General features: G+C 71.3%; 20 protein-coding genes and 1 other RNA gene. 18 read left to right on the top strand and 3 right to left on the bottom strand.

What is annotated here, in order from left to right; genetic code table 11:
• The first annotated feature begins 25 nt into the window (after window positions 1-25).
• The 4 genes from ABZ919_RS32115 (at window position 26) to ABZ919_RS32100 (ending at window position 5,512) form a co-directional block, all read left to right on the top strand.
• Window positions 26-1,699, top strand: a complete 1,674-nt coding sequence (locus ABZ919_RS32115) for a protein kinase (protein WP_361254583.1) — start codon at window positions 26-28, stop codon at window positions 1,697-1,699.
• Between the two features lie 134 nt (window positions 1,700-1,833).
• Window positions 1,834-3,057 carry a serine/threonine-protein kinase gene (locus tag ABZ919_RS32110; protein ID WP_361254580.1) on the top strand — a complete coding sequence of 408 codons (1,224 nt, stop codon included), beginning with the start codon at window positions 1,834-1,836 and terminating at the stop codon, window positions 3,055-3,057.
• Between the two features lie 124 nt (window positions 3,058-3,181).
• The gene (prfB, locus tag ABZ919_RS32105; protein WP_361254577.1) at window positions 3,182-4,288 is read left to right on the top strand and encodes a peptide chain release factor 2; all 1,107 of its coding nucleotides are present in this window, start codon (window positions 3,182-3,184) and stop codon (window positions 4,286-4,288) included.
• Between the two features lie 297 nt (window positions 4,289-4,585).
• Window positions 4,586-5,512 carry a hypothetical protein gene (locus ABZ919_RS32100; RefSeq protein ID WP_361254574.1) on the top strand — a complete coding sequence of 309 codons (927 nt, stop codon included), beginning with the start codon at window positions 4,586-4,588 and terminating at the stop codon, window positions 5,510-5,512.
• A gap of 91 nt (window positions 5,513-5,603) precedes the next feature.
• Here ABZ919_RS32100 and ABZ919_RS32095 read toward each other — a convergent pair whose 3' ends face one another.
• Window positions 5,604-5,795 carry a hypothetical protein gene (locus ABZ919_RS32095; RefSeq protein ID WP_023550109.1) on the bottom strand — a complete coding sequence of 64 codons (192 nt, stop codon included), beginning with the start codon at window positions 5,793-5,795 and terminating at the stop codon, window positions 5,604-5,606.
• 236 nt (window positions 5,796-6,031) lie between these two features.
• On the opposite strand from ABZ919_RS32095, the gene ftsE reads away from it, so the two are divergent.
• From ftsE to ssrA, 5 genes are all read left to right on the top strand, one after another.
• Window positions 6,032-6,721 carry a cell division ATP-binding protein FtsE gene (gene ftsE / locus ABZ919_RS32090; RefSeq protein WP_189949054.1) on the top strand — a complete coding sequence of 230 codons (690 nt, stop codon included), beginning with the start codon at window positions 6,032-6,034 and terminating at the stop codon, window positions 6,719-6,721.
• A 34-nt stretch (window positions 6,722-6,755) separates the two neighbouring features.
• Complete coding sequence (gene ftsX, locus ABZ919_RS32085) at window positions 6,756-7,673, top strand: permease-like cell division protein FtsX (RefSeq protein WP_361254570.1); 918 nt, start codon at window positions 6,756-6,758, stop codon at window positions 7,671-7,673.
• Between the two features lie 67 nt (window positions 7,674-7,740).
• Window positions 7,741-8,928: a S41 family peptidase gene (locus tag ABZ919_RS32080; protein ID WP_361254567.1), complete on the top strand. Its 1,188-nt coding sequence runs from the start codon at window positions 7,741-7,743 to the stop codon at window positions 8,926-8,928.
• A 67-nt stretch (window positions 8,929-8,995) separates the two neighbouring features.
• The gene (smpB, locus tag ABZ919_RS32075; RefSeq protein WP_361254690.1) at window positions 8,996-9,538 is read left to right on the top strand and encodes an SsrA-binding protein SmpB; all 543 of its coding nucleotides are present in this window, start codon (window positions 8,996-8,998) and stop codon (window positions 9,536-9,538) included.
• A 113-nt stretch (window positions 9,539-9,651) separates the two neighbouring features.
• Window positions 9,652-10,020, top strand: a transfer-messenger RNA (tmRNA) gene (gene ssrA / locus ABZ919_RS32070).
• 116 nt (window positions 10,021-10,136) lie between these two features.
• On the opposite strand, the gene ABZ919_RS32065 is transcribed toward ssrA, so the two are convergent.
• Complete coding sequence (locus ABZ919_RS32065; RefSeq protein WP_361254564.1) at window positions 10,137-11,339, bottom strand: MFS transporter; 1,203 nt, start codon at window positions 11,337-11,339, stop codon at window positions 10,137-10,139.
• 84 nt (window positions 11,340-11,423) lie between these two features.
• On the opposite strand from ABZ919_RS32065, the gene ABZ919_RS32060 reads away from it, so the two are divergent.
• The 6 genes from ABZ919_RS32060 (at window position 11,424) to ABZ919_RS32035 (ending at window position 19,361) form a co-directional block, all read left to right on the top strand.
• Window positions 11,424-12,377, top strand: coding sequence for a LysR family transcriptional regulator (locus tag ABZ919_RS32060; protein ID WP_361254561.1), 954 nt, complete (start codon window positions 11,424-11,426; stop codon window positions 12,375-12,377).
• 259 nt (window positions 12,378-12,636) lie between these two features.
• Window positions 12,637-13,638 carry a hypothetical protein gene (locus ABZ919_RS32055; RefSeq protein ID WP_361254558.1) on the top strand — a complete coding sequence of 334 codons (1,002 nt, stop codon included), beginning with the start codon at window positions 12,637-12,639 and terminating at the stop codon, window positions 13,636-13,638.
• Between the two features lie 25 nt (window positions 13,639-13,663).
• Window positions 13,664-15,835, top strand: coding sequence for a bifunctional polysaccharide deacetylase/glycosyltransferase family 2 protein (locus ABZ919_RS32050; protein ID WP_361254555.1), 2,172 nt, complete (start codon window positions 13,664-13,666; stop codon window positions 15,833-15,835).
• A gap of 124 nt (window positions 15,836-15,959) precedes the next feature.
• A complete protein-coding gene (locus tag ABZ919_RS32045; RefSeq protein WP_361254552.1) occupies window positions 15,960-17,330 on the top strand; it encodes a nitrate/nitrite transporter in 1,371 nt (456 codons plus the stop codon).
• An 86-nt stretch (window positions 17,331-17,416) separates the two neighbouring features.
• A complete protein-coding gene (locus ABZ919_RS32040; protein WP_361254549.1) occupies window positions 17,417-18,577 on the top strand; it encodes a uroporphyrinogen-III synthase in 1,161 nt (386 codons plus the stop codon).
• Between the two features lie 40 nt (window positions 18,578-18,617).
• A complete protein-coding gene (locus tag ABZ919_RS32035; RefSeq protein ID WP_361254546.1) occupies window positions 18,618-19,361 on the top strand; it encodes a class I SAM-dependent methyltransferase in 744 nt (247 codons plus the stop codon).
• Between the two features lie 33 nt (window positions 19,362-19,394).
• Here the strand turns inward: ABZ919_RS32035 and ABZ919_RS32030 are convergent, their stop codons facing one another.
• On the bottom strand, window positions 19,395-19,886 hold the full coding sequence (locus tag ABZ919_RS32030; RefSeq protein ID WP_361254543.1) for an anthrone oxygenase family protein: 492 nt from the start codon (window positions 19,884-19,886) through the stop codon (window positions 19,395-19,397).
• A 159-nt stretch (window positions 19,887-20,045) separates the two neighbouring features.
• On the opposite strand from ABZ919_RS32030, the gene ABZ919_RS32025 reads away from it, so the two are divergent.
• The 3 genes from ABZ919_RS32025 (at window position 20,046) to ABZ919_RS32015 (ending at window position 22,274) form a co-directional block, all read left to right on the top strand.
• Window positions 20,046-20,639 carry an ABATE domain-containing protein gene (locus ABZ919_RS32025; protein ID WP_361254540.1) on the top strand — a complete coding sequence of 198 codons (594 nt, stop codon included), beginning with the start codon at window positions 20,046-20,048 and terminating at the stop codon, window positions 20,637-20,639.
• A gap of 217 nt (window positions 20,640-20,856) precedes the next feature.
• A complete protein-coding gene (locus ABZ919_RS32020) occupies window positions 20,857-21,441 on the top strand; it encodes a sigma-70 family RNA polymerase sigma factor (protein ID WP_030167252.1) in 585 nt (194 codons plus the stop codon).
• Window positions 21,442-21,503: 62 nt separating this feature from the next.
• Window positions 21,504-22,274, top strand: a complete 771-nt coding sequence (locus ABZ919_RS32015; RefSeq protein WP_361254535.1) for a zf-HC2 domain-containing protein — start codon at window positions 21,504-21,506, stop codon at window positions 22,272-22,274.
• Window positions 22,275-22,308: the final 34 nt, after the last annotated feature.

Here is a 22,308-nt window from a genome sequence, read left to right as displayed (position 1 = left end):
CGGCAAGCAGCAGGGAGCGCGTGACGTGCGGCCAGTCGGCAGCAAGTACCTGCTTGAGGAGCCGCTGGGACGCGGCGCCACAGGCACCGTCTGGCGTGCCCGCCAGCGCGAGGCCGCGGGCGCCGAGGCGGCCGTGCCCGGGCAGCCCGGGGAGACCGTCGCGATCAAGGTCCTCAAGGAGGAGCTGGCGAGCGATCCGGACATCGTGATGCGCTTCCTGCGTGAGCGCTCCGTCCTGCTCCGGCTCACCCACCCGAACATCGTCCGGGTCCGCGACCTGGTCGTCGAGGGCGACCTGCTGGCGCTGGTCATGGACCTCGTCGACGGCCCCGACCTGCACCGCTACCTGCGGGAGAGCGGCCCCCTCACACCGGTCGCCGCCGCGCTGATGACCGCGCAGATCGCCGACGCGCTCGCCGCGAGCCACGCCGACGGGGTCGTCCACCGTGACCTGAAGCCCGCCAACGTGCTGCTCGCGCAGTACGAGGACCGGATGCACCCGATGCTGACCGACTTCGGCATCGCCCGCCTCGCCGACTCCCCGGGCCTGACGCGCACCCAGGAGTTCGTCGGCACGCCCGCGTACGTGGCACCGGAGTCCGCCGAGGGCCGCCCGCAGACCTCCGCGGTGGACATCTACGGCGCCGGCATCCTGCTGTACGAGCTGGTCACCGGCCGTCCGCCGTTCTCCGGCAGCACGGCCCTGGAAGTCCTGCACCAGCACCTGAGCGCCGAGCCGCGCCGCCCCTCCACCGTCCCGGACCCGCTGTGGACGGTCATAGAACGCTGCCTGCGCAAGAACCCCGACGAACGGCCGAGCGCCGAGAACCTCGCGCGGGGCCTCAGGGTCGTCGCCGAGGGCGTCGGCGTGCACGCGAACGCCGCGCAGATCGCCGCCGCCGAGGGCGTGGGCGCGCTGCTGGCCCCGGACCCGGCCCCGACCGCGGTACCGGGCGTGCCCGGCGCCGCCGACCCCACCCAGGTGCTGCCGAACACCGGCCCCCGGGGCGCGTACGACCCGAACGCGGCGACCAGTGTGCTGCCGCACACCGGCGGCCCCGTCGGCGCCGCCGACCCCACGGCCGTCCTGCCGAACACGGGCGCGGCGGACCCGACGGCGGTGCTGCCGAACACCGGTCCGCAGGGACAGCAGCCCGAGCAGCCGCACCCCTGGCAGACCCAGCTGCGCGCGGCCCGCGACCGCAACGAGCAGACGCAGGTCCAGTACCTGTCACCGGAGGACGACCCGCTGCGCCACCGGCCCCAGCGGCAGGTCGCCCGGCCCCAGCAGCAGCCGCGCCCGGCCGCTCAGGGCCGTCCCCAGCAGCCGCAGCGGCGTGGCCGGCAGCAGGGGTACGAGCAGGGCTACGGCTATGCGCCGCAGCAGCCCCAGCAGTACGCGCCGCCGCAGCAGCCGCAGCGGTACGCGCCGCCCGCCCCGGAGCCGCAGCGGCCCGTGCGCGAGCCCCGTGCGCCCCGGCAGCGCAGCGCCAACCCGATGAAGATCCCGGGGCTCGGCTGCCTGAAGGGCTGCCTGTTCACGATCGTCATCCTGGTCGTGGCGAGCTGGCTGGTCTGGGAGCTGACCCCGCTGCACACCTGGGTCGGCCAGGGCCGCAGCTACTGGCACGAGGTGACCCACTGGGCCGGCCAGATCAGCCGGTGGGCCAAGGAGCTGGGCGGTTCCTCGGGCGGCTGACCCGGGGAGCCCCCGGCAGCCGGCCGCGGGTTTGGGGATTTGTCGACATCTGGCGGGTGATTTCCGTCTCCGCGGTGAAGGTTGGCTCGTCGGACGCGTAGTTTTAACGACAACACGCGTCGGTAGGAGCAGTCTTGGCACGGAAGATCGGCAGCCGGTACACCGCGAACCAGATCCTGGGGCGGGGCAGCGCCGGCACGGTGTGGCTGGGCGAGGGGCCGGAGGGTCCCGTGGCCATCAAGCTGCTGCGCGAGGACCTCGCCTCCGATCAGGAGCTCGTCGGACGCTTCGTGCAGGAGCGCACCGCGCTGCTCGGCCTGGAGCACCCGCACATCGTCACCGTGCGCGACCTGGTGGTCGACGGCAACGACCTGGCCCTGGTCATGGACCTTGTGCGCGGCACCGACCTGCGCACCCGGCTGGAGCGCGAGCGGCGGCTCGCCCCCGAGGCGGCCGTGGCGATCGTCGCCGACGTCGCCGACGCGCTGGCGGCGGCCCACGCGGCGGGGGTCGTCCACCGGGACGTCAAGCCGGAGAACGTGCTCCTCGACATGCAGGGCCCGCTGGGGCCCGGCGGGGCCCATCCCGCTCTGCTCACCGACTTCGGCGTCGCCAAGCTGATCGACACCCCGAAGCGCACCCGGGCCACGAAGATCATCGGTACGCCGGACTACCTGGCCCCGGAGATCGTCGAGGGCCTGCCGCCGCGCGCGTCCGTGGACATCTACGCCCTGGCGACGGTCCTGTACGAGCTGCTGGCGGGCTTCACCCCCTTCGGCGGCGGGCATCCCGGCGCGGTTCTGCGACGCCACGTCACCGAGACCGTCGTACCGCTGCCCGGGATCCCGGAAGAGCTGTGGCAGCTGATCGTGCAGTGCCTGGCCAAGGCGCCCGCGTCCCGGCTGCGCGCCTCGGAGCTGGCGGCCCGGCTGCGCGAGCAGCTGCCGACGCTGGCCGGGCTGCCGCCGCTGGACGTGGACGAGCCGGACCTGACCGACGAGGCCGCCGACGAGCCGGTGCCGGCGGACGCGCCGGACGAGCCGGTACGACGGCGGGGCGCGTCGTCGCTGGTGCCGGGGGCCAAGCCGGACTCCAACCGGGACACGCACACGTCGATGAGGGTGCCGGGGCCGGACGAGCTGGCGGGAGGCGCCCACGGGACGGCTCGCGCTCCCCGGGCGACCGGTGCACCCCGGCCGGGGTCGGCCCGGCACAGGGCGACGGTGCGGCGGCGCAGGGTGACCCTGGCAGTGGCCGGCGTGGTCGTGGCCGCTGTCGTGGGCGTCGGGGCGTGGTACGCCTCTTCGGGCGGCGACGATCAGCCGGCCCGGAACACCCACAGCACGTCGGCCCCTTGAGCTTCCCGGGGGGCTGCGCCGCCCGGCCACCCGTTTCCCACTCGCCCACCCGTATCCGCCGGCCGAGAGGGCACCCGGGTACCGTTCGGCCGAGGTCGCTTGCGACAGCCGTTACGCTGGAACCGTGGCAGTCGTCGATGTATCCGAAGAGCTGAAGTCCCTCTCCTCGACCATGGAGTCGATCGAGGCCGTCCTGGACCTCGACAAGCTGAGGGCAGACATCGCCGTGCTCGAGGAGCAGGCGGCCGCGCCGTCCCTCTGGGACAACCCGGACGAGGCGCAGAAGATCACCAGCAAGCTCTCCCACCTCCAGGCCGAGGTCAGGAAGGCGGAGGGGCTGCGCGGCCGGATCGACGATCTCGCCGTCCTCTTCGAGATGGCCGAGGAGGAGGACGACCCGGACACCCGCGCCGAGGCCGAGTCCGAGCTGGCCGCGGTGAAGAAGGCGCTGGACGAGATGGAGGTCCGCACCCTTCTGTCCGGCGAGTACGACGCCCGTGAGGCGCTCGTCAACATCCGCGCCGAGGCCGGCGGCGTCGACGCCGCCGACTTCGCCGAGAAGCTCCAGCGCATGTACCTGCGCTGGGCCGAGCAGCGCGGCTACAAGACCGAGCTCATCGAGACGTCGTACGCCGAAGAGGCCGGCATCAAGTCGACCACCTTCTCCGTCCAGGCGCCCTACGCCTACGGCACCCTCTCCGTCGAGCAGGGCACCCACCGCCTCGTGCGCATCTCGCCCTTCGACAACCAGGGGCGCCGCCAGACCTCCTTCGCGGGTGTGGAGGTGCTGCCCGTGGTGGAGCAGTCCGACCACGTCGAGATCGACGAGAGCGACCTGCGCATCGACGTGTACCGGTCCTCCGGGCCCGGCGGCCAGGGCGTCAACACGACCGACTCCGCGGTCCGCATCACCCACCTGCCCACCGGCATCGTGGTCTCCTGCCAGAACGAGCGCTCGCAGATCCAGAACAAGGCCACGGCGATGAACGTCCTCCAGGCCAAGCTGCTGGAGCGCCGCCGGCAGGAGGAGCAGGCCAAGATGGACGCCCTCAAGGGCGACGGCGGCAACTCCTGGGGCAACCAGATGCGTTCGTACGTGCTGCACCCCTACCAGATGGTCAAGGACCTGCGCACCGAGCACGAGGTGGGCAACCCGGAGGCCGTGTTCAACGGCGAGATCGACGGGTTCCTGGAGGCCGGTATTCGCTGGCGCAAGCAGCAGGAGAAGTAACTTTGTCGACATGACAACTGCCGCACGACGGGCGGCAGTTGTCTTTTGTCTGGGTTCTACATCACACTCACAGGCTTCAACTGCCCCCAAAGGCCCCCCGATAGGACATTGCGCCCGCAATGGCCTTGACGTTGCTTTGAAAAATCGGAAAAGTGAGGCGCGGCATGCGTACTCGCGGGGCGCATGTGAACCGGGGGAATGAGTTGACGCGTTCTTCGTCACCGGCTGCCTCCCGTCGATCACGGCACGCCCCTTGCGCCGCCTCATTGACGAACAGCTACTGGGGGTAGCAACCACATGACGAAGAAGACGCGGATCCGGGTCGCGCGGATAGCCGCCGGCGCCGTGATCGCGGCCGGTGCGTCACTGACCGCCGCCGGCGCGGCGTCCGCCCTGGACTTCAATGTCCAGGCGGGCCCGATCAGCCTGGGTGCACACACGAACGCCGGGAACGACGACGGCGGCACCGACGGCGGTGACGACGGCGGCTGCCCGATCTCCGTCTGCACCACCGATGGTGGGACGACCGACGGCAGCACGACGGACGGTGGCACCACCGATGGTGGGACGACCGACGGCAGCACGACGGACGGTGGCACCACCGATGGTGGGACGACCGACGGTGGCACCACGACCGACGGTGGCACCACGACCGACGGTGGCACCACGACCGACGGTGGCACCACGACCGACGGTGGCACCACGACCGACGGTGGCACCACCACCGACGGCGGCACGGGCAACAACGGCGGCACGGGCAACAACGGTGGCACGGGCAACAACGGTGGCACGGGCAACAACGGTGGCACGGGCAACAACGGTGGCACGGGCAACAACGGTGGCACCGGTAACAACGGTGGCACCGGTGACAACGGCGGCACGGGCGGCAACGGTGGCGCCACCACCTCCGGCGGCGGCTCCGGCAGCACGGGCGGTGGCAGCAGCACCGGTGGGCACAGCAGCACCGGTGGCGGCTCCAGCACCGGCGGCAACAACGACACCCCGCAGGGCGGCAACAACAACGCCTCGCAGGACGAGGGCTCCGCGACCCTCACCGACACCGGCTCCGACACGCAGGCCCAGGGCGGCGACAAGCAGCTCGCCGAGACCGGTGCCGGTCAGACCGCGTTCCTCGTCATCGGCGCCGCGACGATGATCGCCGGCGGCATCGGCTTCCGCGTTCTGCCGCGTCTGGTGAACGGCCGGGGCGGCGCGGCCGCCTGAGCGTAGCCGCTCGGTCACGCACCGCGCACCTCGCACAAACCCAAGGGCCCGGAGCCTGGCGCTCCGGGCCCTTGCGGGTTTCGCGGCTGCCTTACGCGGTCTGGTGCGCCAGCAGCGCCACCGCGGCGATCAGCACCGCCAGCAGCGCGATCAGCGCCATCGGGTTCACCCCGCCCAGAAAACCCTCTTGCTGCAGTCGCTCGCGATTGGCACGGCACACCGGGCACCGGCCCTCGCTCACGGGCGCCGCGCAGTTCGCGCACACCAACCGGTCGTACGTCATGCGCTCGCCCTCCTTGCCCCGGCCATCACTCGTACAACGCTCACGGGAACGAGAACGTTCCCCCCTCCACTGTGCCAGGTTCACGGAGCGGGTGCGCGGGGCCTGGGAGAGTCGGGCGGATGCATGTGCCGGTACAAAAACGTACAACCCTTACCCAACCTCGACCTGCGACTGCACTTGCACACCCGGTTCGCGTATGGTCACGCTCATCTACCCCCGGCGACCCGTGGTGCACCGTGATCCGATTCGACAACGTCTCCAAGGTCTACCCCAAGCAGACCCGCCCCGCACTCAGGGATGTCTCCCTGGAAGTGGAGAAGGGCGAGTTCGTGTTCCTCGTGGGGTCCTCCGGCTCCGGGAAGTCCACCTTCCTGCGGCTCGTCCTCCGCGAGGAGCGGTGCAGTCACGGCCAGGTGCACGTCCTGGGCAAGGACCTCGCGCGCCTCTCCAACTGGAAGGTGCCGCAGATGCGCCGCCAGCTGGGGACGGTGTTCCAGGACTTCCGGCTCCTGCCGAACAAGACCGTCGCGGAGAACGTGGCCTTCGCCCAGGAGGTCATCGGCAAGTCCCGCGGCGAGATCCGCAAGTCCGTACCGCAGGTGCTCGACCTCGTCGGGCTCGGCGGCAAGGAGGAGCGGATGCCCGGCGAGCTGTCCGGTGGTGAGCAGCAGCGCGTGGCCATCGCGCGGGCCTTCGTCAACCGGCCCAAGCTGCTCATCGCCGACGAGCCCACCGGCAACCTCGACCCGCAGACCTCCGTCGGCATCATGAAGCTGCTCGACCGGATCAACCGGACGGGCACCACGGTCATCATGGCGACACACGATCAGAACATCGTGGACCAGATGCGCAAGCGCGTCATCGAGCTGGAGAAGGGCCGCCTCGTCCGCGACCAGGCCCGCGGCGTCTACGGCTACCAGCACTAAGCAAGTTCACGACGGAAAGGCTCGACCAGACGCCATGCGCGCCCAGTTCGTCCTGTCGGAGATCGGTGTCGGTCTCCGCCGCAATCTGACGATGACCTTCGCCGTCATCGTCTCCGTCGCCCTGTCCCTGGCGCTCTTCGGCGGCTCGCTGCTGATGAGCGACCAGGTGAGCACCATGAAGGGCTACTGGTACGACAAGGTCAACGTCTCGATCTTCCTGTGCAACAAGCACGACGCCGATTCGGACGTCAACTGCGCCAAGGGCGCGGTCACCCAGGACCAGAAGAACCAGATCCTCCACGACCTGCACACCATGCCGGTCGTCGAGAAGGTCTCGTACGAGTCACAGGACGAGGCGTACAAGCACTACAAGGAGCAGTTCGGCAACTCCCCGCTGGCCAGCTCGCTGACGCCGGACCAGATGCAGGAGTCGTACCGGATCAAGCTGAAGGACCCGCAGAAGTACCAGGTGATCGCGTCGGCCTTCAACGGCCGGCCCGGTGTGCAGTCGGTGCAGGACCAGAAGGGCATCCTGGACAACCTCTTCCAGCTGCTGAACCTGATGAACCGGGGCGCGCTCGGCGTGATGGCGATGATGCTGATCGTCGCGCTGCTGCTGATCGTCAACACCGTGCGCGTCTCGGCGTTCAGCCGCCGGCGTGAGACCGGGATCATGCGCCTGGTCGGCGCGTCGGGCTTCTACATCCAGGCGCCGTTCATCGCCGAGGCCGCGGTCGCCGGGCTCATCGGCGGCGGACTCGCCTGCGTGGCCCTGGTGGTGGGCCGGTACTTCACCATCGACCACGGCATGGACCTCTCCCACAAGCTCACCCTCATCAACTTCGTGGGCTGGGACGCGGTGTTGACCAAGCTGCCGCTGATCCTCGCCACGAGCGTGCTGATGCCGTCGCTGGCGGCGTTCTTCGCGTTGCGCAAGTACCTGAAGGTGTGACGCATGCCAAGAGGGCCGTACGGGCAACCGGCCGTACGGCCCTTCGCGTTGTCCTAGACTCACCGCCATGCCGGGCCGAGACCTGTTCTGCCAGCCCCGCCGCATCCGCCGCGGGGCCGCCCTGACATTGGTCTTCGCCGGGGTCCTGGTCACCGGCGCCGCCACCGGCTCCTTCCCCGAGACCGACGCCACCGTCCGGAAGGCCGTCGCGAGCCCCCCACGCACCGCCACCCGGCACGAGGACGTGCGGCACGAGGACGTTCGGAAGGCCGCCGCCGAGGCGATGGCCGACGGCACGTCCCCGATGGAGGCCGCCGAGCGGGCCGTCAGCCGCAGCGGTGACCGCTGGGGCGCCGTCTACTCCGAGGGCGAGTACCAGGAGTTCCTGGAGGCCCTCGACGGCCGGTACACCGGCGTCGGCCTGTGGGCGCGGCGCGAGCGGGACGGCCGGATCGAGGTGAACAAGGTGCAGCCCGGCTCACCGGCCGCCGAGGCGGGCATCCGCACGGGCGACCGGCTGCGCAGCGTCGACGGCAGCAAGGTCGACGGGCGGCCGGTCACGGACGTGGTCTCCTTACTGCGCGGCGACGCCGACGACGCGGCCGCCGGCACGACCGTCACCCTCGGCCTCCAGCGCGGCACGCGCGCGTGGACCGAGACGCTGCGCCGGGCCAGGCTGTCCACCGACTCGGTGACCGTGCGCAGGCTGCCCGGCGGGGTCACCCTCATCAAGATCGCCGCCTTCACCAAGGGCTCCGGAGACGCCGTACGCGCCGCGGTACGGCAGGCCCCGGCCGGCGGCGGGATCGTCCTCGACCTGCGCGGCAACTCGGGCGGCCTGGTCACCGAGGCGGTGGAGACCTCGTCCGCCTTCCTCGACGGCGGCCTGGTCGCCACCTACGACGTCGACGGCGCCCAGCGCTCCCTGCACGCCGACCCCGGCGGAGACACCGCCCGCCCCCTGGTCACCCTGGTGGACGGCGGCACGATGAGCGCGGCCGAGATGCTCACCGGGGCCCTGCAGGACCGGGGCCGCGCGGTGGTGATCGGCGAACGCACCTTCGGCAAGGGCTCCATCCAGATGCCGACCGAGCTCCCGGACGGCTCGGTGGCCGAGCTGACCGTCGGCCACTACCGCACCCCCTCGGGCCACGCGGTCGACGGCCGGGGCATCACCCCCGACCTCGAGGCGGGCCCGGACCAGGCCCTGCGCCGCGCCGAGACGGTCCTCACCGGCCTCGGCGACCCGTCGTAGGCACTCGTAATCGCTGTACTCGCACCCCCTGTGTGGTGCGAAAATGGTCGGCACTATGAGCAAGGGAATGTACGTACCGAAGGAGTCCCAGCCCAAGCAGGGCGGCGGGGCCGGCAAGGCCAGGGACGGCGAGAAGGGCGGCAAGCGCAAGATCGTCGCCCAGAACAAGAAGGCCCGGCACGACTACGCGATCATCGACACCTACGAGGCCGGGCTCGTGCTCATGGGCACCGAGGTCAAGTCGCTGCGCGAGGGGCGGACCTCGCTGACCGACGGCTTCGTCCAGATCGACCGGGGTGAGGCGTGGCTGCACAACGCCCACATCCCGGAGTATCACCAGGGCAGCTGGACCAACCACTCCGCGCGCCGCAAGCGCAAGCTGCTCCTGCACCGCGAGGAGATCGACAAGCTGGAGTCGAAGTCCCAGGAGACGGGTCACACGATCGTGCCCCTCGCCATCTACTTCAAGGACGGCCGGGCGAAGGCCGAGATCGCCCTCGCACGGGGCAAGAAGGAGTACGACAAGCGGCAGACGCTGCGGGAGAAGCAGGACCGGCGGGAGTCGGACCGGGCGATCGCGGCGGCGAAGCGCAGGCAGCGCGGCGTCTAGCCGGCCGGCCGCCGGGAATAGGCTGGCATCGTCGTGCGTTGGTCACGTACGATGGCAGCGCACTCCACCGAGGGTGCGCGACCCCTCCACGGAGGGGATTGAAAAATCAACATGGGGATGATCGGTTTCGACAGCGGCTGTCGAAGCAGGGGAAGCGTGTCGAGGAAGCGGCAATGATCTCGTAAACCATATGTCGCAAAAAATAATCGCCAACACCAAGCGCGATTCCTTCGCCCTCGCTGCCTAAGTAGCGACTCGCGAAGTGTCAGCCCGGGGCTGTTCCCGACCCGGATCCTGGCATCAGCTAGGGAACTAAACCTTGATCCCGGTCACGGGGTGAAGAGGGAAACCAAACAGTGACTGAGCCCGTCGGCGACTTGTTCGCGTGATCGCCGGGGCTGAGAAAATCACAGCGGACTGCACACGGAGAAGCCCTGATTCCGCACCGTTGGACGCGGGTTCGATTCCCGCCATCTCCACCAGGCCCCCCAGGGGGTTCACCCCATGTGGGCAACGGCCCCGTCGCTTTCGAGCGGCGGGGCCGTTGTCGTTCGCCGGCGGGCCCGCCGTGGCCGGCCGCGCCGTTCCCCGCGCCCCCTCAGGACGCGGGCGGCGTCCCGCCGGCGCGGGTGAGCGTGGCCAGCCCGAGGGCGAGGGTCGCGGCGGACACGGGTACGGCGTAGGCGATGGTGGGGGACAAGTGCTCCGTCGCCCAGCCTCCCGCCGCCGAGCCGCACGCGATGCCCGCGAGGAGCCCCGTCACCATCAGGCTCATGCCCTCGTTCAGGCGGTCGGCCGGCGTGCGCCGCTGTACCAGCGTCATCGCCGTCACCATCGTCGGCGCCGTCGCCATCCCCGCCATCAGCAGCGCCCCCGCCAGCACCCACAGCGAACCGGTGCCCCCCGCGGCGGCCCACGGCAGTGTCATCAGCGCCGCCATCCCCGCCAGACAGTGGCCGAGCCGCACCCCCGTCGGCTTCACCGCCCCGTACAGCAGCCCCGCCGCGCATGATCCGGCCGCCTGGAGGGCGAGGATCGCACCGGCCGCCGCGCGATGTCCCTGTGCGTCGGCGTAGGCGATCGTGACGACCTCCATCGAGCCGAACACCGCCCCGGTCGCGGTGAAACAGGCCAGCAGCGGCGGTATGCCAGGGGTGCGCAGCGGCGACCGCGCCTGTGAACGGGCCCGCGGTGGTGGCTCGGTGACCCGCTGCGCGGTGAACAGCAGCACGCCGGCGAGCAGCAGCACCGCGCCCGCGAGCGTGCCCGCCTCCGGGAAGAACGTGCCGGTGAGGAACGACGCCACCACCGGGCCGAGCATGAAGCACAGCTCGTCGGCGGCCTGCTCGAAGGAGTTCGCGGTGTGCAGCGCCCCGGGGTCGTCGCGCAGCAGATGGGCCCAGCGGGCACGGGACAGGCCGCCGATGTTCGGGGTGGCGGCGGTGCCGGCGTAGGCGGCGAACAGCGTCCAGTCGGGGGCGTCGTAGCGCACGCACAGCAGCAGGGCGAGGCTGCCGAGCACGGAGGCGAGCGTGGCCGGCACGGCGACCCGGGCCTGCCCGTGCCGGTCCACCAGCCGGGCGATCCAGGGGCCGGCCAGCGCGGTCGCCGCGAGACCGGTCGCGGTGACAGCACCGGCCAGGGCGTACGAGCCCCGGGAGCCGGCGATCATCACCACGGCACTCACGCTGAACATGCCCATGGGCAGCCGGGCGACGAGGTTGCCGGTGGTGAAGGCACGGGTGCCGGGAAGGGAGAAGAGACGGCGATAGCCGCTGACTGTGGATATGACCGAGGGCATGCGTCCACCCTGGTCCCGAGTGGATCAAGGGGTCCAACACCTTCTCGGCGCGGATTCACGCACCTGTGTTGTAGGTTCCCGGTCATGGATCCCCGACTTCTGCGTGCCTTCGTCACCGTGGCCGAGGAACTGCACTTCACCCGTGCCGCCGCCCGCCTCTACGTCGCCCAGCAGGCGCTCAGCCGCGACGTACGGCGGCTGGAACGGGAGTTGGGCGCCGAGCTGTTCGTGCGGACGACCCGGCACGTGACCCTGACCGCGGACGGTGAACGCCTCCTCCCGCACGCGCGCCGGGTCCTGTCCGCCCAGGACGACCTGCTCGCCGCCTTCGCCCCCGGCCAGTGCCGCCCGCTGCTGGTGGACCTGAACTCGCCGGGCCTGACCACGGGCCGCCGGGTGCTGCACCGGGCGCGCGAACTCGCCCCGGACTGCGAGCTGATGGCCCGCTACGAGAGCGGCCTGACCGGTGCCGCGGCCGAGCTGCTGGCCGGCCGGCTCGACGCCTCCTTCGGCCGTTTCGCCGGCCTGGACCCGGCGTTGCGGTCCGGTCTCGAGCAGCAGCCGGTCCGCTGCGAGCCGATGGCCGTCGTCCTGCCCGAGGACCATCCGCTGGCCGTCCGCCCGGAGGTGCCGTTGGCGGCGCTGGCCGGTGAGACGGTGTACGCCGGTGCCGGGAACCCGCGCACCGGGGAGTGGACCGACCTGGCGTACAGGCTCTTCGAGGGGCGCGGTATCGAGGTCGCCGCGCCGCTGCCGCTGGCGGTCGGGGACGAGGAGTTCGAGCGGATCATGGCCAAGACCCGTCATCCGGTGCTGGCCGTGGTCGGCTTCCCGGTCATGCCCCGCACGGTCTGCCGGCCGCTCGTCGACCCCGTCCCGCTGTCGCCGGTCTCCCTGGTGTGGCGGAAAGGGTTGGTCCATCCCGGACTGGTCGCGTTGCGCCGGGCGGCTGCCGAGCTCGCAGCGGCGAAGGGGTGGCTCAGGCGGCCCGCCGGGGGATGGGTTCCGGCCATGGACGAGAGCGTGATGAGAGGGTGACCTGCGGCCGGAAGAGATGCCTGGGCGTCACCGGTGCACGGCGTGCGCTACATTCATGGCCCGAGCGCAGGCTGGCATTTGAGGGCGCTCGGACCAGGTGGAGGCGTGTTTCGGTCGGCGGCGCCCGGGCCGTCAGCGCACCCGGAACTATCCCGTGGGGGGATGTGCGCGCGTGAAAGAGTGGCCAGAAGACGCCCAACCGGAAGGTCCGAGAACCGCACCCGCGGACACGACGGCGGCCCGGGGCGGGAACCCGGCCGTGCCGGAGCCCGGCGGCGATCAGGACGAGGCAACCTCCTCGGACAGCCTCCCGGTCACCGATGTGCACCCCGGGGCGATACCGGGTCGTGCGGACGCTCCGGCCGACGGCCGCGCCGACGGCGACACGAAGGCTGTGCACGCTGCGAACTCCGTGGGCGCCGCCGTGGGCGCGGAGCCCGCCGCGAACCTCGCGGACGGCGAGGGCGAGGGCGAGGGCGCGGTGGGCGCCGTGGACACCGCGGACGGCGAGCGCGCCGAAGACGCTCCCGACGCCCCGGCTGGTGAAGGCACCGAGGACGGCGCGGGCGTCGCGAACGCCGTGGAGAGCGCCGGCGGCGAACACCCGGCAGCCTCCGCGGAGCCCGCGGCCGGCGACCTCGCCGACGAGCTGACCGTACTCACCGTCCGACTGGCCCCGGTCCGGCCGGGGGAGACCCACGCCGGACCGGCCGACGAAGCCCCGCGTGCCGACGGCGAGCGTGGTGACGGGCCCGTCTTCGTCGATGCCTCCGGCCGCCGCGGCCGTCGTTTCCGCCGGCTCGGCATGCTCGTCGCCGTCGCCTGCGCCGGTTACGCCGCCGTCATCGCCGCGACCCTGCTGTCCGGCAACTCCAGCGCCCCGTGGCTGCCGGTGCCCGGCCAGGACGACGACAAGCCGGCCGGCCAGATGCACACCTCGCCGCGCCCCAGCGCCTCCTCCGCAGCGAACCTGTCCGGTCCCGGCGCGGACATTCCCGCGCCGGCGGGCGCCACCGCCGTACCTGGTGCCGGTTCGCCCAGCCCCACGTCCGGTGGGCCGGCAGCCACCGCGTCCACGTCCGGCACCCCCACCGCTGTCGCGTCGAGCCCGGGGGACTCCCCGTCCGCATCGGCGGCCGCGTCCCCGACCCCGTCTGCCTCCGGCGGCGCAACCTCCCCCGCGCCCTCCCCGTCGCCGACGCGCAGCAGGCGCACACCCCCCGGACGGGGCAGACACTCGCACCTTCCGTTCCCGCTCTGACTCCGACCAGGGAAAACACCCTCCGATGGCTTCGCGTCTCCGCGGCCGCCGTACCCCGCCGCCGGTACGGCGCACCCGACTGCCGCTGCGTTATCTGCTCCCCGTCCTGGTGCTGTGCGCGACCCTGGCGATGCTCATGCTGCGCGGCTACGTGCACAGCGAAATCCTCGCGGACCACCGCATCCGGCCCGAGTCCGCGCAGGACAAGGTGCCGTCGAAGATCCTCGGCGGCGGCCCGGTCATCGACACTCGGGACGGCGCCGTCACCAGCCTGCGGATACCCGACCACCGGATCGTCCTCACCTTCGACGACGGCCCCGACCCGACCTGGACGCCGAAGGTCCTCGACGTCCTCGAGAAGCACCACGCGCACGCGGTCTTCTTCGTCACCGGCACGATGACCTCGCGCTATCCGGACCTCGTCCGGCGCATGGTGGCGGAGGGGCACGAGGTCGGCGTGCACACCTTCGACCACCCCGACCTCTCGTACCACTCCCGGCAACGCATCGACTGGGAGCTGTCGCAGAGCCAGCTGGCGCTCGCCGGTGCGGCCGGGATCCGCAGCTCCTTGTTCCGCCCGCCGTACTCCTCCTTCGCCAACGCCATGGACGACAAGTCCTGGCCGGTGACCGAGTACATCGGCAGCCGCGGCTATCTCACCGTCGTCGACGACATCGACAGCGAGGACTGGCGCAAACCGGGCGTGGCCGGGATCGTCCGCAACGCCACGCCCCACGGCGGCAAGGGCGCGGTCGTCCTCATGCACGACTCCGGCGGCGACCGTCACCAGACGGTCCAGGCGCTGGACCGGCTGCTCTCCCAGCTCCAGCAGCGCGGCTACACGTTCCAGACGGTCACCGAGGCACTGAAGGCGCCGAGCGCCGACACCCCGGTCACCGGCCTCGACCTGTGGAAGGGCAGGGTCTGGATCTTCCTCGTGGGGGCGGCGGACAGCGTCACCGGTGCCCTCGTCGCCGGTCTCGCGGTCACCGGCCTCCTCGTCCTCGCCCGCTTCGCCCTGATGCTGCTGCTGGCCGGCGTCCACGCGCGCCGCACCCGGCGCCGGGACTTCCGGTGGGGCGAGGAGCCGGTGACCGAGCCGGTTTCGGTGCTGGTCCCGGCGTACAACGAGGCCAAGTGCATCGAGAACACGGTCCGTTCCCTGATGCGCAGCGAGCATCCGATCGAGGTGCTCGTCGTCGACGACGGCTCCACCGACGGCACCGCCGGGATCGTGGAGGCGTTGGACCTGCCGAACGCAAGCGTGATCCGGCAGGTCAACGCGGGCAAGCCGGCCGCGCTCAACCGCGGCATCGCCGAGGCCGCTCACGACCTGATCGTGATGATGGACGGCGACACGGTCTTCGAGCCGTCCACCGTCCGTGAACTGGTGCAGCCCTTCGCCGACCCGCGGGTCGGCGCCGTCGCGGGCAACGCCAAGGTCGGCAACAAGAACCGGCTCATCGGCGCCTGGCAGCACATCGAGTACGTGATGGGCTTCAACCTCGACCGCCGGATGTACGACGTCCTGCGCTGCATGCCGACGATCCCCGGGGCGGTCGGGGCCTTCCGCCGCTCGGCTCTGCAACGGGTCGGCGGGATGAGCGACGACACGCTCGCCGAGGACACCGACATCACGATGGCGCTGCACCGCGACGGCTGGCGGGTCGTCTACGCCGAGCGCGCCCGCGCCTGGACCGAGGCGCCCGAGTCCGTCCAGCAACTGTGGTCCCAGCGCTACCGCTGGTCCTACGGCACCATGCAGGCCATCTGGAAGCACCGCCGGGCCCTGTTCGAGCGGGGCCCCTCCGGCCGCTTCGGCCGCGTGGGCCTGCCCCTGGTGTCCCTGTTCATGGTGGTGGCCCCGCTGCTGGCCCCGCTGATCGACCTCTTCCTCGTCTACGGCCTGGTCTTCGGGCCGACCGCGAAGACGATCGGGGCCTGGTGCGGCGTTCTCGCGGTGCAGGCGGTCTGCGCGGCCTACGCCTTCACCCTGGACCGGGAGCCGCTCACCCCGCTGCTCTCGCTGCCCCTGCAGCAGCTTCTCTACCGTCAGCTGATGTACGTCGTGCTGCTCCAGTCCTGGATCACCGCCCTCACCGGCGGACGGCTGCGCTGGCAAAAGCTGCGCCGCATGGGCGGTGTGGCCGCGCCCCCGGTGCCGCGGGACCTCTCATCCCCGCTCCGGCCGGGGTGAGAGCAACGTTCCCTTCCGGTCACCCACAGCCACGGGCCGGAAACGCGCCCTCCCTACCTTCGGGGCAAGTCGGTCGATGGCAGGTCGACGGCAGACCGAGCAGCCGGATCCCCGTGGAGGCGTGATGACAGCCCCAGCCCCAACCCGTCGCAGTGGCCGCTGGATCGAACGCTGGGACCCGGAGGACGAGGGATTCTGGAAGGCGACCGGGGAGCGGATCGCCAGCCGGAACCTCTGGTTCTCCGTCCTCTCCGAGCACATCGGCTTCTCGGTCTGGACCATGTGGTCCGTCCTCGTCCTCTTCATGGGCCCCGAGTACGGCCTCAGCCCCGCCGACAAGTTCCTGCTGACCTCCATGGTGACCCTCGTCGGCGCCGTCGTCCGGGTCCCCTACACCTTCGCCGTGGCCGTCTTCGGCGGGCGCAACTGGACGATCATCTCGGCGAGTCTGCTGCTGGTGCCGACGGTCGCCGCGTACGCGGTGATGGAGCCGGGAACGTCCTTCTCCACGTTCCTGTGGGTCGGCCTGCTGGCGGGCATCGGCGGCGGCAACTTCGCCTCCTCCATGACCAACATCAACGCCTTCTTCCCGCTGCGGAAGAAGGGGTGGGCGCTCGGCCTGAACGCGGGCGGCGGCAACGTCGGCGTGGCGGCCATCCAGCTCGTGGCCCTCGCCGTCATCGGGGCGAACGGCGGCCCGCGCGCCCTGCTGGGCATCTACATCCCGCTGATCGTCGTGGCCGCCGCCCTCGCCGCCTTCTTCATGGACAACCTGGCGACGGTGCGCAACGACACCGGAGCGGCCAAGGACGCCGCCAGGGACGCCCACACCTGGATCATGTCCTTCCTCTACGTCGGCACCTTCGGCTCCTTCATCGGCTACAGCTTCGCCTTCGGCCAGGTGCTGACGAACCAGTTCGGCCGGACCCCGCTGCAGGCGACGTACCTCACCTTCATGGGCCCGCTGCTCGGCTCGCTGGTCCGGCCCGTCGGAGGGCGGCTCGCGGACCGATTCGGCGGTGCCCGCATCACCCTGTGGAACTACATCGCCATGGCCGCCGCCACGACCGTCCTGATCGTCGCGAGCCAGGAGAAGTCGCTGCCGCTGTTCGTGTCCGTGTTCGTCGTCCTGTTCGTGCTCAGCGGGCTCGGCAACGGCTCGACGTACAAGATGATCCCTGGCATCTTCCAGGCCAAGGCCCTGGCCAAGGGCCTGACGGGAGAGGAGGCCGTGGCCCACGGCCGTCGTCTGTCCGGTGCCTCCATGGGGCTGATCGGCGCGGCCGGCGCGCTCGGCGGGGTGGGCATCAACCTCGCCTTCCGCCAGTCCTTCCTGTCCTACGGCTCCGGCACCGGCGCGTTCGTCGCCTTCCTCGCCTTCTACGGCCTCTGCTTCGCGGTGACGTGGGCCGTATACCTTCGCCGCCCGGCGGGAGAAACTGTGGCAGTTGCCGCTTCCGAGGCGAAGGCGCAGCTCAGCTACGCGGAAGTGTGACGTAACACCGGTGACATCGACCCGAACCGAGCCTGTCACGCGCCGTTGACACGCTCGTTCGCGTGCCGGTCAGCTAGGAGAGCCCCATGTACGACGAAGAGCAGCAAGCCGGGCGGTCCGAGCACGGGCCGCTCGCCGGTTTCACCGTGGGCGTCACCGCCGCGCGGCGGGCCGAGGAGCTGGGCGCGCTGCTCCAGCGGCGCGGTGCCGCCGTCCTGCACGCGCCTGCCCTGCGGATCGTGCCGCTCGCCGACGACGGCGAACTCCTCGCCTCGACCAAGGAGATCATCGACCAGGTGCCGGACGTGGTCGTGGCCACCACCGCGATCGGTTTCCGCGGCTGGATCGAGGCCGCCGACGGCTGGGGTCTCGGCGAGCGGCTGCTCGGCCGGCTGCGTGGTGCCGAACTGCTGGCCAGGGGCCCGAAGGTCAAGGGGGCGATCCGCGCGGCGGGCCTGACGGAGGAGTGGTCCCCCTCGTCCGAGTCCCTGGCCGAGGTCCTGGACCGCCTGCTGGAGGAAGGCGTCGACGGCCGCCGCATCGCCGTACAGCTGCACGGCGAACCCCTCCCGGGGTTCGTCGAATCCCTCCGGGCCGGGGGAGCGGAGGTGGTCCCGGTCCCGGTCTACCGCTGGATGTCCCCGGAGGACATCACCCCGCTGGACCGCCTCCTGGACGCGGCGGTCTCCCGCTCCCTGGACGCGGTGACCTTCACGAGCGCCCCCGCGGCGGCGTCGCTGTTGTCACGGGCGGAGGACCGAGGCCTGCTGCCCGACCTGCGGTCGGCCCTCTCCCACGACGTCCTCGCGGCCTGCGTGGGCCCGGTCACCGCGCTGCCGCTGCAGGCGCAGGGCGTCGACACGGTCCAGCCGGAGCGCTTCCGTCTGGGTCCCCTGGTCCAGCTCCTGTGCCAGGAACTCCCCGGCCGTTCCCGTGCGTTGCCGATCGCCGGCCACCGGGTGGAGATCCGCGGCCACGCGGTCCTCGTCGACGGAGCCCTCAAGCCGGTCCCCCCGGCGGGGATGTCCCTGCTGCGGGCCCTGTCCCGCCGCCCGGGCTGGGTGGTGCCCCGGGCAGACCTCCTGCGCGCCCTGCCCGGCGCGGGCCGCGACGAACACGCGGTGGAGACGGCGATGGCCCGGCTGCGCACGGCCCTCGGCGCCCCGAAGCTGATCCAGACGGTGGTGAAGCGCGGCTACCGGCTCGCCCTGGACCCGGCGACGGACGCCAAGTACGCGGACGTCTAAATGAGATGCGTCCGTCCCCCGTGGTTGGCACGCTGCACGGGTGAATCGTGAACAGGTGTCGCGGATCTCTCATCATGAGCATCCGATCAAGTCCCCGCTCGCCGACGACTCGGTGCGCAGGCTGCTGGAACGCGGCCTACCCCGGGGTGACGAGCGGGTGCTCGACCTCGGCTGCGGCACAGGGGAATGGCTTTTGCGGGCCCTGGCCGCACGACCGGATGTGCGCGCCGAGGGCGTGGACGTCTCCGCGGACTCCCTGGCTCAGGCGGCCGCCGCGGCCCAGGACCTCGGCGTCGGCGACCGTCTCGTCCTCCACCACCTGAAGGCCGAGGAGTTCGTGCCGGCCGAGCCGTTCGACGTGGTCCTCAGCTTCGGCGCCGCGCACGCCTTCGGCGGTCTGCTTCCCACCCTGGCCGCGGCCCGCAGGCACCTGGCTCCCGGCGGCTGTGTCCTGATCGGTGACGGGTTCTGGGAACGGCCCCCGTCGCAGGAGGCCGTCGAGATGCTCGGAGACTTCACCGACCTGGCGACCACCGTGGACCGTGTCGTCGCCGACGGCTGGACCCCGGTCGACGGTCATGTCAGCACGCGTCAGGAGCTGGACGAGTACGAATGGGCCTGCTGGGGTTCGCTGGCCGCATGGGCCCTGGACCACCCGGACGATCCGGACAGCGCACAGGTCCTCGCGACGGCCACGGCCCGTCGCGCCGAGTGGCTGCACGTCTACCGGGACTCCTTCGGCTTCCTCTCCCTGGTCCTTCGCCGGACACCCGGGTCCGCCTGAACTACGCGGCGCGGGCGGGGCGGCCGTACAGCATCAGCGCGCGGGCGAGGAGTGCGAGGGCCCCAGCGTCGAGCCCAGCGCCCGCACCGCGTTCCACGCCACCCAGGGGCCCTCGAACTGCTCCCGCAGCCGGGCGGGGTCACCCTGGGCCGCCAGGGCGTTGTTCAGCGGGATGCTGAACGTCATCGTGACGAGGAGGACCAGGGCGTACGCCGCCAGGGCCGCCCGGACCCAGCGGGCGCAGGGCGTTGTGCGCAGCTGCCACGCCGACAGGGCCGTCAGCGCCGGCGCCCCCATGAAGCTCAGGAAGAACACCGGGTTCTGGATCACGGTGTCGATGTTCCGCATGACCTCGACATAGGTGCGGTCGACGCTGTGGGCCGGGGCCGGCATCACCGCGCAGGCGAAGACGTAGAAGACGCCGGCGCCCAGGCCCGTGGTGACCGTGGCCGCGATCAGGACGGCGGCCCTGCCGTGCGTGGTCGTCGTGGGCGCCGTCGCCGCCGTGAGCGTTGTGTTCGTCATGTCTCCAGCCAACCGGGGGACCCCTCCCGCCGGACATGCCCGAGGCGCGCGTGCGCATACGCGTGCGTCCAGGTGGTACGAGGGGTTCCGGCCGCGCCCGCGGGCAGGCACTGTGAAGGGAAGAGCCCCCACGGTTCCTGCCTAGGCGGTGACAGGCACATGGCACTGGGTACGGCCACGACCCCGTACGAGCTGCGGTTCGACGCCGGACGGATCTGCCTCGACCTCCTCGCGACCACGCATCCGTCCGAACGGCTGGACGGAGTCGGCGCGTTGTGCGCGTGGATCGGTGGGGCCGGGCTGGTGCCCGAGGGTACGGAGCTGACCCACGCCGACGCCTCCTGGCTCGTCGGGTTCCGGGAACTGCGCGCGCACCTCGGGCAGTTGGTGCGGGGCGGCAGGGCGACGGACACACCCTCGTACGCGCGGGCGCTCGGGCGGGTCAACGAGGTCGCCCGCTCCGCGCCCCCGGCCCTGCGTGCCGTACGAGGGGACGGCGGGTGCCTGGTGCGGGAGTTGGCCGGCCCTGCGACGGGCGCGGGGCTGCTCGCGCTCGTCGCCCGGGACGCGGTGGAGCTGCTCACCGATCCGGTCGCACGGGCGGCCCTGCGGGAGTGCGAGGGCGACAACTGCCCGCTCGTCTACCTCGACACGTCCCGCGGCCGGCGCCGGCGGTGGTGTTCCAGCGAGGTCTGCGGGAACCGGGAGCGGGTGGCCCGGCACCGGCGGCGCGCCGCGGTCACGAGGGCGTGATTTCCGTAACACCAGGTTTGAGTGCCCGTTACACGGGGATCGCGAGCCGCTCCCGGCGATGTGTCTGAATTGTAAAGATCGGCCGGTGGGATTGTGTGCGCATGTCCCGCTCGTCACGTCGTTCCCGAGAAAACTGTCACCTCCGTTTGAACATCGCGGCTCCTTCTTCCGTACGGGTGGGCGAGCGACCGACTGGGGGAACCCCCGGACACCGGAGGTGGGCGTGCGCAAGGATGCGGCCGTGGCCAATGAACGTGGATCGAGGGCCCGACATCGCATGTCCTCACAGCCCTCGGAACCAGATGAGGAGCTGATGCGTGCGCTGTATCGAGAGCACGCCGGACCCTTGCTCGCGTATGTCCTGCGGCTGGTCGCCGGTGATCGGCAGCGCGCCGAGGACGTCGTACAGGAAACGCTCATCCGTGCCTGGAAGAACGCCGGTCAGCTCAATCGGGCGACCGGATCGGTACGCCCCTGGCTGGTGACGGTCGCACGCCGCATCGTCATCGACGGCCACCGCAGCCGGCAGGCCCGGCCGCAGGAGGTCGATCCGTCGCCGCTGGAGGTCATCCCCGCGGAGGACGAGATCGACAAGGCGCTGTGGCTGATGACGCTGTCGGACGCGCTCGACGACCTGACCCCGGCCCACCGGGAGGTGCTCGTCGAGACGTACTTCAAGGGGCGTACGGTCAATGAGGCGGCCGAGACGCTGGGCATACCCAGCGGCACGGTGCGCTCTCGGGTGTTCTACGCCCTGCGGTCGATGAAGCTGGCACTGGAGGAGCGGGGGGTGACGGCGTGATGAGCAGTGGATACGGGGGGATGCAGGGATTCGGACCGGGTGGTCCGGGTATGTCTGGCCCCATGAACCCCAGTCCGGGATCTTCGGTGCCGAGCGAGCACGAGACCGTCGGCGCCTACGCCCTCGGGATCCTCGACGACGCCGAGGCAACCGCTTTCGAGGCTCATCTCGCCGGCTGCGAGTGGTGCGCCCAGCAACTGGACGAGCTGGCCGGTATGGAGCCGATGCTGGCCGCCCTCGCGGATCTGCCGGGCTCCGGCAGCAGCCCCTCGATCGGCGAGTCGCTGTCCGCCAAGCCCAGCCCGCGGCTGGTGGAGAAACTGGTCGACGAGGTCGCCGACAAGCGCGCCCAGAAGCGCCGGCGCAGCTTCTACATGATCGCGGCGGCGGCCGCCCTGATCATCGCCGGACCGCTCGCCGCGGTGGCGGTGAACGGCGGCTCGGACGGGGGCAGCAGCCAGACCACCGCGTCCTCGGCGCAGACCACCTTCGACGCCATGCCCGACAAGAAGGCGGCGACGGATCCGTCGTCCCACGTCAGCGCAACCGTCGGTATGGAGCAGAAGGACTGGGGTACCCAGGCGGTCCTGGAGCTGAAGAACGCCACGGGCCCGCTGAGGTGCTCCCTGGTGCTCGTCGCGAAGAACGGGCAGCGGGTGACGATGTCCTCCTGGTCCGTGCCGAACCATGGATACGGCATTCCGAACGCCAAGGTCGAGGAGGCGAAGAAACCGCTCTACATCGGCGGAGCCGCAGCCTTCAAGCCGAACGAGATCGACCACTTCGAGGTCGTGACCTTCGACGGGAAGAAGCTGGTCCAGGTGAACGCGTAGCTTCCGCGGGCCCCCTTCGCGTACGGTTGACGGC

Origin of the sequence: Streptomyces sp. NPDC046759, assembly GCF_040645475.1 — a bacterium.
Taxonomy (GTDB): Bacteria; Actinomycetota; Actinomycetes; order Streptomycetales; family Streptomycetaceae; genus Streptomyces.
This window is presented reverse-complemented; position numbering and strand designations above follow the sequence as displayed.

Coding starts and splice junctions, on each gene's coding strand:
- ABZ919_RS32050 (WP_361254555.1), top strand. CDS start 13,664: ATGGCTTCGCGTCTCCGCGGCCGCCGTACCCCGCCGCCGGTACGGCGC.
- smpB (WP_361254690.1), top strand. CDS start 8,996: ATGTACGTACCGAAGGAGTCCCAGCCCAAGCAGGGCGGCGGGGCCGGC.
- ABZ919_RS32040 (WP_361254549.1), top strand. CDS start 17,417: ATGTACGACGAAGAGCAGCAAGCCGGGCGGTCCGAGCACGGGCCGCTC.
- ABZ919_RS32080 (WP_361254567.1), top strand. CDS start 7,741: ATGCCGGGCCGAGACCTGTTCTGCCAGCCCCGCCGCATCCGCCGCGGG.
- ABZ919_RS32030 (WP_361254543.1), bottom strand. CDS start 19,886: ATGACGAACACAACGCTCACGGCGGCGACGGCGCCCACGACGACCACG.
- ABZ919_RS32095 (WP_023550109.1), bottom strand. CDS start 5,795: ATGACGTACGACCGGTTGGTGTGCGCGAACTGCGCGGCGCCCGTGAGC.
- ftsX (WP_361254570.1), top strand. CDS start 6,756: ATGCGCGCCCAGTTCGTCCTGTCGGAGATCGGTGTCGGTCTCCGCCGC.
- ABZ919_RS32045 (WP_361254552.1), top strand. CDS start 15,960: ATGACAGCCCCAGCCCCAACCCGTCGCAGTGGCCGCTGGATCGAACGC.
- ABZ919_RS32060 (WP_361254561.1), top strand. CDS start 11,424: ATGGATCCCCGACTTCTGCGTGCCTTCGTCACCGTGGCCGAGGAACTG.
- ABZ919_RS32015 (WP_361254535.1), top strand. CDS start 21,504: ATGAACCCCAGTCCGGGATCTTCGGTGCCGAGCGAGCACGAGACCGTC.
- ABZ919_RS32025 (WP_361254540.1), top strand. CDS start 20,046: ATGGCACTGGGTACGGCCACGACCCCGTACGAGCTGCGGTTCGACGCC.
- ABZ919_RS32065 (WP_361254564.1), bottom strand. CDS start 11,339: ATGCCCTCGGTCATATCCACAGTCAGCGGCTATCGCCGTCTCTTCTCC.
- ABZ919_RS32100 (WP_361254574.1), top strand. CDS start 4,586: ATGACGAAGAAGACGCGGATCCGGGTCGCGCGGATAGCCGCCGGCGCC.